The sequence below is a fragment of the Actinomycetospora soli genome, assembly GCF_021026295.1.
GTDB classification, from domain to species: domain Bacteria; phylum Actinomycetota; class Actinomycetes; order Mycobacteriales; family Pseudonocardiaceae; genus Actinomycetospora; species Actinomycetospora soli.
On the sequence record NZ_JAJNDA010000008.1, the window covers coordinates 223,481 to 237,136 of the forward strand.

Annotated in this window: 14 protein-coding genes; 11 read left to right on the forward strand and 3 right to left on the reverse strand. The window is 72.4% G+C overall.

Annotated elements, in window-relative coordinates; all coding sequences use genetic code 11:
• The first annotated feature begins 5 nt into the window (after positions 1 to 5).
• The 8 genes from LN037_RS15490 to LN037_RS33650 all read left to right on the forward strand — a co-directional run bounded on the left by LN037_RS15490 (position 6) and on the right by LN037_RS33650 (position 7,733).
• Positions 6 to 662 carry a DUF6474 family protein gene (locus tag LN037_RS15490; RefSeq protein ID WP_230754121.1) on the forward strand — a complete coding sequence of 219 codons (657 nt, stop codon included), beginning with the start codon at positions 6 to 8 and terminating at the stop codon, positions 660 to 662.
• Positions 663 to 1,006: 344 nt separating this feature from the next.
• The gene (locus LN037_RS15495; RefSeq protein ID WP_230754123.1) at positions 1,007 to 2,029 is read left to right on the forward strand and encodes an IclR family transcriptional regulator; all 1,023 of its coding nucleotides are present in this window, start codon (positions 1,007 to 1,009) and stop codon (positions 2,027 to 2,029) included.
• Entirely contained in the window at positions 2,026 to 2,712 is a 687-nt protein-coding gene (locus tag LN037_RS15500; RefSeq protein ID WP_230754125.1) for an ABC transporter permease, read from the forward strand. Before LN037_RS15495 ends, LN037_RS15500 begins: the two co-directional genes overlap by 4 nt.
• A gap of 10 nt (positions 2,713 to 2,722) precedes the next feature.
• Complete coding sequence (locus tag LN037_RS15505) at positions 2,723 to 3,787, forward strand: ABC transporter ATP-binding protein (RefSeq protein ID WP_255694252.1); 1,065 nt, start codon at positions 2,723 to 2,725, stop codon at positions 3,785 to 3,787.
• A complete protein-coding gene (locus tag LN037_RS15510; protein ID WP_230754129.1) occupies positions 3,784 to 4,590 on the forward strand; it encodes an ABC transporter permease in 807 nt (268 codons plus the stop codon). Before LN037_RS15505 ends, LN037_RS15510 begins: the two co-directional genes overlap by 4 nt.
• A gap of 95 nt (positions 4,591 to 4,685) precedes the next feature.
• Positions 4,686 to 5,705 (forward strand): glycine betaine ABC transporter substrate-binding protein, encoded by a 1,020-nt coding sequence (locus tag LN037_RS15515; RefSeq protein WP_230754131.1) that lies wholly within the window; start codon positions 4,686 to 4,688, stop codon positions 5,703 to 5,705.
• A 117-nt stretch (positions 5,706 to 5,822) separates the two neighbouring features.
• Entirely contained in the window at positions 5,823 to 6,779 is a 957-nt protein-coding gene (locus tag LN037_RS15520) for a glycine betaine ABC transporter substrate-binding protein (RefSeq protein ID WP_230754133.1), read from the forward strand.
• 27 nt (positions 6,780 to 6,806) lie between these two features.
• A complete protein-coding gene (locus LN037_RS33650; protein ID WP_230754135.1) occupies positions 6,807 to 7,733 on the forward strand; it encodes a glycine betaine ABC transporter substrate-binding protein in 927 nt (308 codons plus the stop codon).
• On the opposite strand, the gene LN037_RS15530 is transcribed toward LN037_RS33650, so the two are convergent.
• Positions 7,730 to 8,422, reverse strand: a complete 693-nt coding sequence (locus LN037_RS15530) for an SDR family oxidoreductase (RefSeq protein WP_230754136.1) — start codon at positions 8,420 to 8,422, stop codon at positions 7,730 to 7,732. The two genes, LN037_RS33650 and LN037_RS15530, sit on opposite strands and share 4 nt — an antisense overlap.
• A 205-nt stretch (positions 8,423 to 8,627) precedes the next feature.
• Between LN037_RS15530 and LN037_RS15535 the strand changes: the two genes are divergently transcribed.
• From LN037_RS15535 to LN037_RS15545, 3 genes are all read left to right on the forward strand, one after another.
• A complete protein-coding gene (locus LN037_RS15535) occupies positions 8,628 to 9,656 on the forward strand; it encodes an NAD(P)-dependent alcohol dehydrogenase (RefSeq protein WP_230754138.1) in 1,029 nt (342 codons plus the stop codon).
• 64 nt (positions 9,657 to 9,720) lie between these two features.
• The gene (locus LN037_RS15540; protein WP_230754140.1) at positions 9,721 to 10,779 is read left to right on the forward strand and encodes an amidohydrolase family protein; all 1,059 of its coding nucleotides are present in this window, start codon (positions 9,721 to 9,723) and stop codon (positions 10,777 to 10,779) included.
• On the forward strand, positions 10,776 to 11,525 hold the full coding sequence (locus LN037_RS15545; RefSeq protein ID WP_230754143.1) for a metal-sulfur cluster assembly factor: 750 nt from the start codon (positions 10,776 to 10,778) through the stop codon (positions 11,523 to 11,525). The genes LN037_RS15540 and LN037_RS15545 overlap by 4 nt, the downstream gene beginning before the upstream one ends.
• A 104-nt stretch (positions 11,526 to 11,629) precedes the next feature.
• Here LN037_RS15545 and LN037_RS15550 read toward each other — a convergent pair whose 3' ends face one another.
• Together LN037_RS15550 and LN037_RS15555 are read right to left on the reverse strand one after the other, a co-directional pair.
• Positions 11,630 to 12,757, reverse strand: coding sequence for a 5-methyltetrahydropteroyltriglutamate--homocysteine S-methyltransferase (locus LN037_RS15550; RefSeq protein WP_230754145.1), 1,128 nt, complete (start codon positions 12,755 to 12,757; stop codon positions 11,630 to 11,632).
• 31 nt (positions 12,758 to 12,788) lie between these two features.
• Positions 12,789 to 13,595: an IclR family transcriptional regulator gene (locus LN037_RS15555; protein WP_230754146.1), complete on the reverse strand. Its 807-nt coding sequence runs from the start codon at positions 13,593 to 13,595 to the stop codon at positions 12,789 to 12,791.
• Positions 13,596 to 13,656: the final 61 nt, after the last annotated feature.

The window sequence follows — 13,656 nt, forward strand, 5'->3', positions numbered from 1 at the left end:
ACCCGATGGCACGGCGCACCAGTCACACGGTCGAGCTCGACGGCGGGGACGGTGTGGTCATCTGGTCCCGCAAGGCCGCGAAGCACGCGGCGAAGGCCGAGAAGCAGGCCGGTCGGGCCGCGAAGGCCGACCGGAAGGCGGCCGAGAAGCGCGCGGAGGCGGCCGAGGTCGAGGCCCGCCGTGCCGCGGAGGCCCCCGACCCCGAGGACACCCACCTCACCGGGGCCACGGTGAAGCGCTGGATCGGCATCGCCCGCATCGTCGTGCCGATCGCCGCGCCGCTGGTCTACCAGGCCGTCGGCGCCGCCCGGTCCCGCATCGACGAGCAGCGCGCGCGCCGCTTCGGGGTGGCCCCCGACGAGCTGTCGTCGTTCTCCGGCCGCGGCACGGGGCTCTACGCCCGCGCGCACAACCTCGCCACCTCCGTGCGCGAGATCGAGCGGCGCCGCGAGGGCGACGCCGACGTCCGCGCCTTCGCGCGCGACGCCCGCGACCGCCTCTCCGACCTCGAGGCCGCCGTCCGCTCCGCCGAGCAGATGCCGACCGCCCGGCGCCGTCGGGCGCACCTCGCCGTGGCCGCCGAGCTCGACCGGCTGGAGGCGCGGCTGCTGGAGCTGTGGGGCCTCGACCGGACCGCGCAGCTGCCCACCGGCGAGCGCTGATCCCGCCCCGCGCGTCGGCGGAATCTGCAACGCGCCGCTCCCGGGTACCGCCCGGCCGGGTGGATCTCGCGAGATCACGCCACGTCACGGTCCGGCCTCGGATCGTTCACCCTGACGGGGCCGCATCGCCCTGACCAGGAACGTTCGCGCTCGCGTCACGGCGATTCCGACCGTGCGTGACGAGGTTGCTCCGATGTCGGCGTGACGTACCGACCAGAAAGAACCAACTTCCGGGTGACAACCCGGTGGCCCTCCCCTTAACCTCTCGACGGCCGTTGCCCGACAGACAACGACCGTTGTCCCTCGCGCTCCCGGCGTCAGGGGAGCCGAGAGGGGGACCCGGAGTGAGCCCGCGAGCCCCGCGCCGTCCGTCGACCCCGACCGCCACCGCCCCGTCGAGCGCCCCGGCCGTCACCGACGCGGACCCGGACGGGGCCGACGCCACCGAAGCCGCCGAGGACGAGCGGCCCGTGCGCGGCGGCCTCGAGGGCGGCCAGGTGCACCGTGCGCTCGCGATCCTCGAGCTCCTCGGCGACCCGGAGTCGCGCGGACTCGGGGGTGCGGTCGGCGGCGCGGACGTGCCGACCTCGTTCGGCGTCGTCGAGATCGCCCGCACCCTCGGGCGGGACAAGTCGCAGATCTCGCGGCTGCTGCGCCTGCTCGCCGACGCCGGCTTCGTCGAGCGCGAGGCGGGCACGCTGCGGTACCGGATCGGCACGCGGTTGTTCTCCCTCGGGGTGCGTGCCGTGAGCCGCCGGTTGCGCGACGAGGCCGACGCCCTCGTCGAGCGCGAGGCCGCCCTGCTCGGCGAGCGCGTCGAGGTCTGCGTGCGCAGCGGCGGCTCGTCGATGACGGTCGCGACCGCCGCCCCGGACAGCGAGCTGCGCGCCATCGGCTGGGTGGGCCGGATCGTGCCCCTGTCCTGCACCGCCACCGGACGCGCGCTGCTGTTCGACCTCGACACCCCCGCCGTCGCCCGCCTGATCGTCCCCGAGGGCCTCGCCCAGGCCGGCCCCGGCGCCCCGCGGTCGCTCGACGAGCTCGTCGCGCGCATCGGCGAGGACCGCGAGCGGGGCCACTCGCTCGCCCGCCACGAGATGGACCGCGGGCTGCTCGCCGTCGGCGCGCCGGTGCGCGACGCCGCCGGTGGGGTCGTCGCCGCGGTCGGCGTCGCCGGGCCGGACTCCCGGATCGACCCCGTGCTGCCCGAGGTGAGCGCGGGCGTGCTGCGCGCCGCCGCCGATCTCTCCCGCGCCCTCGGCGCCTCGTTGCCGCCCCCGGCGACGGGTCCTCCCCGACCACCCCGGCAGCGCCGCCCTCCGACCACCCGCCCCGTTCCTCCGACCAGAAAGGAAGGAGTGTCGTGAACGTCTTCCAGTACTTCTCGGCGAACAGCCAGCAGATCCTGTTCCTGACCCAGGCGCATTTCCTCTACGTGCTCATCTGCGTGGGCATCGGCTCCGCCATCAGCATCGTCCTCGGCCTCATCGTGTCGACCGGCGAGCCGAACCCCACCCGGTTCAGCTTCGACTGGTGGGCCACCGGGATCCGCGAGGGCTCGCTGCTGATCACGGCGGCCGTGCTCACCGTGCCCTCGCTGGCGCTGTTCGTGCTCTTCCTGCCCATCACGGGGCTGGGCGTCACCACCGCGATCATCGTGCTCACCGTCTACTCGCTCTACACGGTGCTGCGGAACACGGTGGCCGGCCTGACCTCGGTCGACCGCGCCGTCCTCGAGTCGGCCCGCGGCCTGGGCTACGGCCGCGTCCGCCGGCTCCTGACGATCCAGCTGCCGCTGGCCTGGCCGGTCATCCTCAACGGCATCCGCGTCACCACGCTGATCTCGATCTCGATCGCCGTGGTCGGCTCCATCGTGCAGGGACCGGGCCTCGGTCAGCTGCTCCTCACCGGCATCACCCGCATCGGCGCGGCCAACGCCTTCCCCCAGGTCCTCATCGGCACGTTCATGTGCCTCGTGGTGGCCGCCGTCTTCGAAATCGCGTTCGCCATCGTGCAGCGCCTGACCATCCCGAGGGGGATCCGTGTCTGACACCGAGAACATGATCGTCCTGGAAGCCGTCGAGAAGATCTATCCCGGCTCCAGCTCCCCGGCGGTCGAACGCCTCGACATGGCCATCCCCCGCGGGGAGATCGTCATGCTCATCGGCCCCTCCGGTTGCGGCAAGACGACGACCCTCAAGATGATGAACCGGCTCATCGAGCCCACGGGCGGCCGCATCATCCTCGACGGCGACGACGTCACCGACGTCAACGGTGACCAGCTGCGCCGCAAGATCGGCTACGTCATCCAGCAGGGCGGGCTCTTCCCGCACTACTCGATCGCCGACAACATCGGCGTCGTCCCGAAGATGCTCGGCTGGGACAAGAACCGGATCAAGGAGCGCGCGGACGAGCTGCTCCACCTCGTGGGCCTCGAGCCGTCGACCTACCGCGACCGCTACCCGCGGCAGCTCTCCGGTGGTCAGCAGCAGCGCGTCGGCGTCGCCCGTGCGCTCGCCGCCGACCCGCCCGTGATGCTCATGGACGAGCCCTTCGGCGCCATCGACCCGATCACCCGCGACCGCCTCCAGGACGAGTTCCTGGAGATCCAGCGCACGGTCGGCAAGACGATCTGCTTCGTCACGCACGACCTGCAGGAGGCCGTGAAGCTCGGCGACCGGATCGCCGTGTTCGGCACCGGTGGCCGCCTCGCGCAGTACGACAGCCCCGACACCGTGCTCACCAGCCCGGCCGACGACTTCGTGTCCGACTTCGTCGGCGGCGGCGCGGCCGTGCGGCGCCTGTCGCTGCTCGAGCTCTCCCGCCTCGAGCTGCACCCGATCGAGACCGAGGAGAAGGCGGTCGGCAACCGCAACGGCACCCCGGTCGCCGAGGTCGACGGCTCCGGCCGCCCGGTGGCCTGGCGCCACCTGCCCGACCGCGACGCCGCCGGCACCACGCTCGTGACCGTCCCGCTCTCGGGAACGGTGTACGACGCGGTCGACGTCATGCTCGACGGCTCGGCCTCGCTGGTCGCGGTCGTGGACGAGGAGGGGCTGCCCCAGGGCGTCCTGCACTGGAACGACCTCGTGGCGGGCCTCAAGACGCGGGAGCGTGGCGCGTGACGGCGGTCGACCTGCAGCCGGGCGTCCCCACCCCGGCCCAGCAGCACACCGGCGGCGGGGAGTCGCGCGGCTTCCTCGGGACGATCAAGGCGAACTACGACCTCCTGGTCGCGCCGATCATCGTCGTCATCGGCCTCATCGTCATGGTGGCCTACGTCGGCAGCCAGACCCTCGACACCATCGAGGAGCGGGCGCTCGAGCCGGCCAACGTGTTCGGCCAGCTCGGTCAGCACCTGCTGCTGACCGTCTACTCGACGGTGCTCGTGCTCGTCATCGCGGTGCCGCTCGGCATCGTGCTGAGTCGGCCGGGCGCGCGGCGCATCCAGGGCGCGGTGCTCGCGCTGGGCGGCTTCGCCCAGGCGCTGCCGCCGTTCGGCGTGCTGCTGCTGCTCGGGTTCTGGGAGTTCGGCGTCCGCAGCGCGGTCATCGGCCTCACCCTCGCGGCACTGCTCCCGGTGCTGCGCAACACCGTGGTCGGCCTCCAGCAGGTCGACCAGTCGCTGATCGAGGCGGCCCGCGGCATGGGGATGTCCGCGCGCCAGACCCTCTTCAGCGTCGAGATCCCCCTCGCCGTGCCGGTCATCGTGGCCGGTCTGCGGGTGGCGCTCGTCCTCAACGTTGGCACGGCCACCCTGGCCACCTACATCGGCGCCGGCGGTCTGGGCGAGCTCGTGCAGCAGGCGCTGCGGCTCAACCGCATCAACCTGCTGTTCGTCAGCGGCGCGATCATCGCCGCGGTCGCTCTCCTCGTCGACTGGCTGGCCGGCGTCGCCGAGCGAGCCATCGTCGCCCGGTCGGGTTAACGACCGGACAGCACGGTCCCGGACGCTCCCGAGGGAGCCGTCCGGGACGTCCGTCGCAGTCATCGATCAGTCATCGAGTGAAGGAGACACGTCCAGTGCAGTGGAAGCTTCGGGGCGGCACGGGCCGCCTGCGCGGATGGCGGGCCGGCGCGGTGACGCTGGCCGCCACCGCCCTCCTCGCCGCGGGCTGCGGCGGTCTGTCCGGGAGCGGCCAGCCGGCCGCGACCGGGGGCAGCCTCTCGGCCAGCGGCATCAACCTGCAGGGCCAGACCATCACGGTCGGCGGCAAGGACTTCGACGAGCAGCTCTTCCTGTGCCAGGCGCAGGTCCTCGCGCTGCAGTCGGTCGGTGCCACGGTCAACAACCGCTGCGGCATCCAGGGGTCGGCCGCGACGCGCGCCGCGCTGACCAGCGGTCAGATCGACATGTACTGGTCCTACACCGGTACGGGCTGGATCACCGACCTCAAGCAGTCGCAGGTCATCAAGGACCCGCGTCAGCAGTACGAGGCGACGGCCAACCTCGACAAGCAGCAGAACAACATCGTCTGGACCGAGCCGACCCCGTTCAACAACACGTACGCCATCGCCACCACGAAGGCGTTCGCGGACCAGAACAACATCCGCACGACGACGGACTGGGCCAACTTCATCAACTCCGGGAACCCGAACGCCACGCTCTGCGTGGAGCCCGAGTTCGCCGGCCGTGACGACGGCCTCCCGAACCTGCTGCGCACCTACGGCGTGAACCGCCCGTACAACGCGCCGCCGGCCGTCACCACGCTCGACACCGGCGTCGTCTACCAGGCGACCGCCAACGGCAACCCCTGCAAGTTCGGCGAGGTGTTCACCACCGACGGCCGCATCCCAGGTCTGAACCTGGTCGCGCTGCCCGACGACAAGAACTTCTTCCCGATCTACAACGCGTCCAACACCATCCGCGGTGACGTGGTGGCGCGGGCGCCGGGGGTCGTGCAGGTCTCGAACGAGATCGCCAAGCGCCTCGACTACAACACCATGCTGGGCCTCAACGGCCAGATCTCCTCGCAGGGGCAGGACCCCACGCAGGTGGCCCGGACCTGGCTCCAGCAGCAGGGCCTCATCGGCCAGTCGTAGGTCGCCGGGAACGACGGCGGGGAGGTCCGGTTCGCCGGGCCTCCCCGCCGTCGTCGCTGCACACCCGCCGGATCCGCCGTCGGGACCCGTCGTCGAGAGAGCCCGGGGGGCGAGCCGATGCACCGAGGCGTGGTGGCCGTGCTGGTCACGCTGCTCACCTCCGCGCTGCTCGCCGGGTGCACCACCGAGACGGGCCGGGCGACGCCGCCGGGCAGCTTCGCCCGCGACGTCGACCTGACCGGCCAGACCTACGTCGTCGGCTCCAAGGAGTTCGACGAGCAGCTCCTGCTGTGCCGCATGACCATCGCCCTGCTGCAGTCCGCGGGCGCCACCGTCGTCCAGCGCTGCGACACCAAGGGCTCGGAGAACGTCCGCTCGGCACTCACCAGCGGCGCGATCGACATGTACTGGGAGTACACCGGCACCGCCTGGCGGACCTACCTGCGCCAGGAGGCCCAGCTCACCGACCCGCGCGACCTCTACGAGGCCGTCCAGGTCGCCGACGCCGCCAACGGCGTGAGCTGGCTGCGCCAGGCGCCGTTCGACAACACCTACGCGATCGGTGTGACGTCGGCGAACGCCCAGCGCCTCGGCACGCGGTCCATCTCCGACCTCGCGCGGCTCGCCCGCTCGGGCTCGCCCGACGCCTCCCTGTGCATCGACCAGGAGTTCACCGGCCGCGAGGACGGTCTCGTCGGGCTGCTGCGCGCCTACGACTTCCAGTTCCCCGACGGCGGGCTGAACACCCTCGAGATCAACGGCATCTACCCGGCGGTCGCCGCGGGGAGCCCGTGCGTGTTCGGCGAGGTCTTCGCCACCGACGGCCGCCTCAACACGCTGCGGATCAACACCCTGAACGACGACCTCGGCTACTTCCTGCCCTACCAGGCCGCACTCACCGTGCGGACCGACGTCCTCACCCGCGCCCCGCGCCTCGCCCTGCTCGGGGAGCGGCTCGCGCCGATGCTGACCGACCAGGTGATGCGGGAGCTCAACGCGCGCATCTCGGTCGGCCGCCGCTCCCCCGACGACGTCGCGCGCACGTTCCTGCGCGAGCAGGGGCTCATCGGCTGAGCCGGAGGCGGTTGCGATGATGCGCGGGTGCGAGCCCTCGTCGTCCTCGCCCTCCTGGTCGCGTTCCTGACGGCGGGTTGCGGCAACACCCCGCTGCGCTCCGCCGACGCGGACGGCGGGCTCCTCGCCCGCCAGGACCTGCGGGGCGGCAGCTACGTGGTCGGCGGCGGGCCCACCACCGAGCTGCGCCTGCTGTGCCAGCTCACGATCGCCGCGGTCCAGGCCGCCTCGGGCGAGGCCACCGACGAGTGCGGCAAGGACGGCGGGGTCGACGTGCACGCCCCGGCCGAGCTGACCGACGTCGACACCGGGTGGGCCTCGCTGCGCACCCTCGGCCCCGACGGCGTGCCCGACCCGGCGGGCACCCCGGCCGTGCCCGCCCCCGACCTCGCCGCGGTGCGCGCCGCGGACGCCGCCCGCGGCATCGTCTGGCTGCCGCCGACCGCGTTCACCGACACCGACGTCGTCGTGGCCCGCGGGCCCGGCCCGATCGGCGCGCTCGCCGGGACCGCGCCCTGCGCCGCGCCGGAATCGGACCCGGGCAGCGCGACGGCGCCCGGCACGGCCGCGTTGGGCGCCGCCTACGGCCTCGCGCCACCCGTCGTCGTGCCGGACGTGAACGCGGTGCTCGCCGGGGTGGCGACCGGCCGCTGCCCGGCCGGGCTCGTCCCCGGCTCCTCGGGCCGCGTCCCGGCGCTCGGGCTCGTCGTCCGCGACGACGACCGGCGGGTCCTCGACGACGGGCCGCCCGGCTCGCGCGGGTACGCGCCGATGCTGCGCGCCGGGGTCCTCGCCGGCCACCCCGCCCTCGCCGACGTGCTGCGCGAGATCACGACCCGGCTGGACGGGCCGGCGATGCGCGGGATGGTCCGGGAGGTCGAGGTCGACGGTCGCGACCCGCGCGACGTGGCGCGGCGCTGGCTGATCGGGCGGGGACTGATCGCGTCGGGCTAGCCGCCGTGGACCGACGGTCCGGTGCGTCCGCCGAGGTCGTCGACCGCGCTGCCGAGCGGCTCGGTGCCGTTGATCAGCTCGAGGGTCCGTCCGATCGTCGCGGGTGCCTCCAGCAGCGCGATGAGCGTGGCGGCGACGTCCGCCCGCGTGACCTCCTCGTGCCCGACCTGGTCCTCGGACAGCCGGACCCGTCCGGTCGCGGGCTCGTCGGTGAGGATGCCCGGCCGCAGGATCGTGACGTCGAGGTCGTCCCGGTCGCGGACGCCCTGCTCCGCCTCGGACTTCGCGCGCAGGTAGGCGCCCCACACGGAGTCGTCCTCGGCCTCCGACGGCGGGGTCGCGGCACCCATCGACGACACCTGCAGGTAGCGCCGCACCCCGGCGCGCGCCGCGGCGTCGGCGAGCAGGAGGGCGGCGTCGCGGTCCACCGTCCGCTTGCGCTCGGCACCGCTGTTCGGCCCCGCCCCGGCGGCGAAGACGACCGCGTCCGCGCCGGCGAGATCCGTCGCGAGCTCGTCCGCCGTGACGGCCTCGAGGTCGACCTGCACCGGCTCCGCCCCGGCGGCCCGGACCTCGTCGGCGTGGTCCGGGTTGCGGATCAACGCGACCGGGCTGTCACCCCGCTCGGTGAGCTGCTCGGCGAGCAGCAGGGCGATCTTCCCGTGGCCTCCGGCGATCACGACGCGCATGTCAACGGCCTACCCGGACGGCCCACGCATCACGCGGCCCGCCCGTTTTGTCCGTTTCGGCTCTCCGTGGAATCCCGGCTCTTGCGCGCAATCGAGTTCTTTCGTGTGATGGACACCGCTGCGCGAGGAGCGACGAGGCCCACATCGCGGACGGGTTTCGGTTCTCCGACGCGCCTCCCACCACCGTCGCTTGGAGGACTCTGCCGTGAAGGCCGTGCGGGTGCACCAGTACCAGCAGGACCCGTCGATCGACGACATCGCCGAGCCGAAGCTCCAGGGCCCGCTCGACGTCATCGTCAAGATCGGCGGTGCCGGGGTCTGCCGTACCGACCTGCACATCGTCAACGGGGACTGGAAGGACATCCAGGACCCGGCGCTCCCGTACGTGATCGGCCACGAGAACGCCGGGTGGGTGCACGAGATCGGGGACGCGGTCACCAACGTCAAGGTCGGCGACACCGTCATCCTGCACCCGCAGCCCTCGTGCGGGCTCTGCCTGGCGTGCCGGGCCGGCCGGGACATGCAGTGCACCGGGGACGCCTTCTTCCCGGGCCTGTCGAACAACGACGGCGGGATGGCCGAGTACCTGCGCACCACCGCGCGGGCCTGCGTCAAGCTCGACCCCTCGACCAACCCCGCGGACGTCGCGGCCCTCGCCGACGCCGGCATCACCGCCTACCACGCCGTGCGCAAGGCCGTGCCGTACCTCTACCCCGGCACCACCGCCGTCGTGCAGGGTGCGGGCGGGCTGGGCCACATCGGCATCCAGTCGCTCGCGGCGCTCACCGCCACGAAGATCATCGTCGTCGACAAGAACCCCGCGGCGCTCGAGCTCGCGAAGACCATCGGAGCCGACGAGACGGTCCTGGCCGACGGAGACCACGTCCAGGCCGTGCAGGACCTGACCGGTGGCGGCGCGACCGTGGTCTTCGACTTCGTCGCCGAGCAGGGCGCCGAGATCGACGCCTGGGCCATGACCGGGCCGGCCGGCTACTGCTTCGTCCTGGGCTACGGCGGCCAGTTCACCGCCCCCACCCTCGATTTCGTCGCCGGCGAGAAGAACGTCATCGGCAACATCGTCGGGACCTACAACGACCTCGCGGAACTGATGGTCCTCGCGCAGGCCGGGAAGGTCACCCTCCACACCGTCCAGTACCGCCTCGACCAGGCGTTGGACGCCCTGCACGACCTCGACGCGGGCAAGGTCCGCGGCCGGGCGATCCTCGTCCCCTGATTCTCCGGCTCTCTCTCCACCACCACACACGGCGTGGCACCGCCATGCCCGAAGGAGGAACTCCGTGTACGAGAAGAATGGCGAGAAGTACTTCGTCGTCGACTCCCACATGCACTACTGGGACGCCTCGCCCGAGAACTGGGTGCCGGGCGCCGAGCAGTACGCCAAGGGCTGGATCGAGTGCTTCCACGCCTACCAGTCGCTCGGCCCGGCCGAGACCCACTGGTCGATCGAGCACTTCCAGAAGTACTCCGAGGCCGACCTCATGAAGGACCTCTTCGAGGACGGCCACGTCGACGTCGCCATCGCGCAGCCGACGTACCTCAAGGAGTGGTACACGGAGGGCTTCAACACCACCGAGCGCAACGGCCAGCTGCTGCGCAACCACCCCGACAAGTTCCGCCTCAACACGCGCTTCGACCCGCGTGACGGCGAGGCCGGCATGCGCGAGTTCGAGCGCAACGTCGAGGAGTGGAAGCCGCTCGGCGCGAAGCTCTACACCGCGGAGTGGAACGGCGACTCGCGCGGCTTCAAGCTCTCCGACCCGGAGTGCTACAAGTTCCTGGAGCGCGCGCAGGAGCTCGGCATCCGCAACATCCACATCCACAAGGGCCCGACGATCTGGCCGCTGGACAAGGACGCCTTCGACGTCTCGGACGTCGACAAGGCCGCCACCACGTTCCAGGGCCTGAACTTCATCGTCGAGCACGTGGGCCTGCCGCGCATCGAGGACTTCTGCTTCATGGCGACGCAGGAGCCCAACGTCTACGCCGGCCTCTCGGTCGTGCTCGGCGGCCTCATGCACGCCCGCCCGCGCTTCTTCGCCAAGGTCATGGGCGAGCTGCTGTTCTGGGTCGGCGAGGACAAGATGACCTTCGGCTCCGACTACGCCATCTGGGAGCCCCGCTGGCAGGTCGAGGGCCTCGTGGACTGGGACTACCCCGAGGGCCACGACTACGACGACTACCCGCGCCTGGGCGTCGACGGCAAGAAGAAGATCCTCGGCCTCAACGCCGCCAAGCTCTACGACATCCCGGTCCCGGCCGAGCTGCAGCTCTCCGCCGACACCCCGGCCGCGCAGGACGACGCGGAGCTGGTCAACCGGGAGGTGGCCCAGGCATGACGGTGCTCTCCGACACCCGGGTCCTCGGCTCCAACAGCAACGACGCCGCGGCTGCGTCCTCGCTGGGGACGACGGCCCGGGTGTGGGAGGCGCTGCGTGCGGTGCGCGACCCCGAGCTCGACACCGACGTGGTCTCGTTGGACTTCGTCGCCTCCGTCGAGGTCTCGGAGCACGGTGTCGCGCACGTCTCGCTGCGCCTGCCCACCTACTTCTGTGCCCCGAACTTCGCGTTCCTCATGGTCGCCGACGCCCACGACGTGGTCTCGGCCGCCGACGGGGTCTCGCGGGCCGACGTGGTCCTCATCGACCACTTCGCCTCCGACGCGATCAACGCCGGCGTGGCCGCCCGGGCGGGCTTCGTGTCCTCCATGGCCGGCACCGAGGTCGGTGAGGCGGTGGCGGAGCTCGACGAGCTGCGCCGGACCTTCACCGAGCGGGCCCTCATGGCCGGCACCGACCTCGTCGTCCGCCCGCTGATGCGGGAGGGCGTGACCCCGGAGCAGGTCGCCGCGATGACCCTCGGCGAGGCCCCGGCCTCGGACGACCTGCGCCGGCTGCGCGCCCGTCGTCGCGAACTGGGGATCCCGTCCGAGGACACCGACCCGCTGGTGGTCGACCCGACCGGCCGCACCGTCGGGGTGGACGCCCTGCCGCTGCACCTGCGCAAGGCACGCAGCTATCAGGTCGGCGTGGACGCGAACACCAGCATCTGCCGCGGCCAGCTCGCGGCGCGCTACGGGGTCTGACCGACCGCACGTCCACGACGAACGGGCCGTCCATCACGATCGTGCGTGATGGACGGCCCGTTCGTCCGTCGCGGCAGGGGTGGGCGCGCAGGAGGAGCCGAGGCTCAGCCCCACACGTCCTGCGCCACCGAGACGACCAGCTCCAGCTTCGCGACCTCCTGGTCGTAGGAGAGCGCGTTGCCCTCCACGGTCGAGGAGAAGCCGCACTGCGGGGAGAGGCAGAGCTGCTCGAGCGGCACGTACTTGGTCGCCTCCTCGATGCGGCGCTTGAGCTCGTCGGCCGACTCCAGCTCGCCCGTCTTCGTCGTCACGAGCCCCAGGACGATCTGCTGGTCGCCGCGCGGCAGGTAGCGCAGCGGCGAGAAGTCGCCGGAGCGGGCGTCGTCATACTCGCAGAAGAAGCCGTCGATCTCGAGGCCGCCGAAGACCTTCTCGGCGACGTGGTCGTACCCGCCCTCGGCCGCCCAGGAGGAGCGGTAGTTGCCGCGGCACATGTGGGTCGTCACGCGCAGGTCCGACGGCCGGTCGCGCAGCGCGAGGTTGATCGTGTCGACGTAGCGCTCGTGCATGTGGTCGGCGTCCTCGCCGCGGGCCGCCATCGACTCGCGCTGGGCCGGGTCGTTCAGGTACGCGAGCGAGGTGTCGTCGAGCTGCAGGTAGCGCACGCCGGCCTCGTAGAGCCGCGCCACCTCGGCGGCGTACGCGGCCGCGAGGTCGGCCCAGAACTCGTCCGGCTCGGAGTAGGGCGATCCCTCGTGCACCGGGGCGCCGCCGAGGCGGTAGTGCAGCATCGACGGCGAGGGGATCGTCAGCTTCGGCACGGCGGTGGTCACCGCCGAGGCCAGCATCGAGAACGCGTCGCCGAAGATCGTCGTCGACAGCCCGATCCGCTGGTCGATCACCAGCGACATCGCCGCGAACGTCAGGTCCCCGGACGCGTTGCGGAAGGCCACCTCCACCGACGAGTCCTTCGACGAGGACACCCCGTCGAGCTGGTAGAGGAAGTCCATGTGCCAGGAGGAGCGGCGGAACTCGCCGTCGGTGGCCGCCCGGAGGCCGACCGACTCCTGCATCGCGACGACGTCGCGGATCGCCTCGTCCTCGGCGGCGCGCAGCCCGGCGTCGTCGAGCCGCCCCTCGGCGTGCGCGCCGCGGGCCTCGAGCAGGGCCGGGGGTCGCAGGAGGCTGCCGACGTGGTCGGCGCGGAACGGAGCGAGGTCACGTGCGGACATGCGAACACCTCACCGCATCCGCGCGGTGTGATCAGCCCCGGTCCCACCTGACGGAAATGTCGTCCTCGAACGCCGACGCGGCCCGCGCCGCCGCGCCGCGCACCGCGTCCTCCATCCGGGCCCGCCGGTCGAAGATGCTGCCCGGGCCACCGGCGGGGACCACCGGGACCGCGACCGAGACCGCCCCGACCAGCTCGCCCCGCCCGCCGTCGGGACGGGGACGGCGGACCGGCGCCGCCATGCACGCCAGCCGTTCCTGGAACTCGCTGCGGTCGAGCGCGAGATCCCGACGACGGACCTGGTCGAGTTCCCAGTCGAGCTCGTCGACGTCGAGGATCGTCCGGTGTGCGTGGCGGCGCTGGCCGTCGCGGGCGAGGACCTCGGTGAGCCGCGGGGGCGAGAGGTCCGCGAGCAGCAGCTTGCCGACGGCGGTCGCGTGCAGCGCGCCGCGCCACGTCGAGATCGTGGGAACGGGGTGGGCGGGGCAGTCGTCGACGTCGACCACGACCACGTCGGCGTCGCGGTAGGCCGCGTAGAGCACCGCCGCGCCCGCTCGGGCGTGCGCCTCGCGCAGCGTCGCGCCGAGACCGGGCGGGATCGGGAGCTGGGAGCGCAGCCGGTCGTGCAGCGCGGGCAGCTTGGGGCCGAGCCCGAACCCGCGCGCGGGCTCCAGCCGGACCAGGTAGCCGTCCTCCACCAGGCTCGTGAGCAGGTGGTAGGTGGTCGAGAGGTTGTACTCCAGACGCCGGGCGACCGCCTTGGCGGTGATCCCGTCGCCGGCGTCGGCCACGACCTCGAGCACGCGCAGGGCGCGGTGCACGGAGCCGAGAGCCGCCATGGTGCTCATCATCGCGGAAAGGCACCGGGCCGCGGCCTCTTCGGAATGGTTACAGTCCCGG

Coding starts and splice junctions, on each gene's coding strand:
- LN037_RS15490 (WP_230754121.1), top strand. CDS start 6: ATGGCACGGCGCACCAGTCACACGGTCGAGCTCGACGGCGGGGACGGT.
- LN037_RS15505 (WP_255694252.1), top strand. CDS start 2,723: ATGATCGTCCTGGAAGCCGTCGAGAAGATCTATCCCGGCTCCAGCTCC.
- LN037_RS15520 (WP_230754133.1), top strand. CDS start 5,823: ATGCACCGAGGCGTGGTGGCCGTGCTGGTCACGCTGCTCACCTCCGCG.
- LN037_RS15530 (WP_230754136.1), bottom strand. CDS start 8,422: ATGCGCGTCGTGATCGCCGGAGGCCACGGGAAGATCGCCCTGCTGCTC.
- LN037_RS15545 (WP_230754143.1), top strand. CDS start 10,776: ATGACGGTGCTCTCCGACACCCGGGTCCTCGGCTCCAACAGCAACGAC.
- LN037_RS15550 (WP_230754145.1), bottom strand. CDS start 12,757: ATGTCCGCACGTGACCTCGCTCCGTTCCGCGCCGACCACGTCGGCAGC.
- LN037_RS15555 (WP_230754146.1), bottom strand. CDS start 13,595: ATGGCGGCTCTCGGCTCCGTGCACCGCGCCCTGCGCGTGCTCGAGGTC.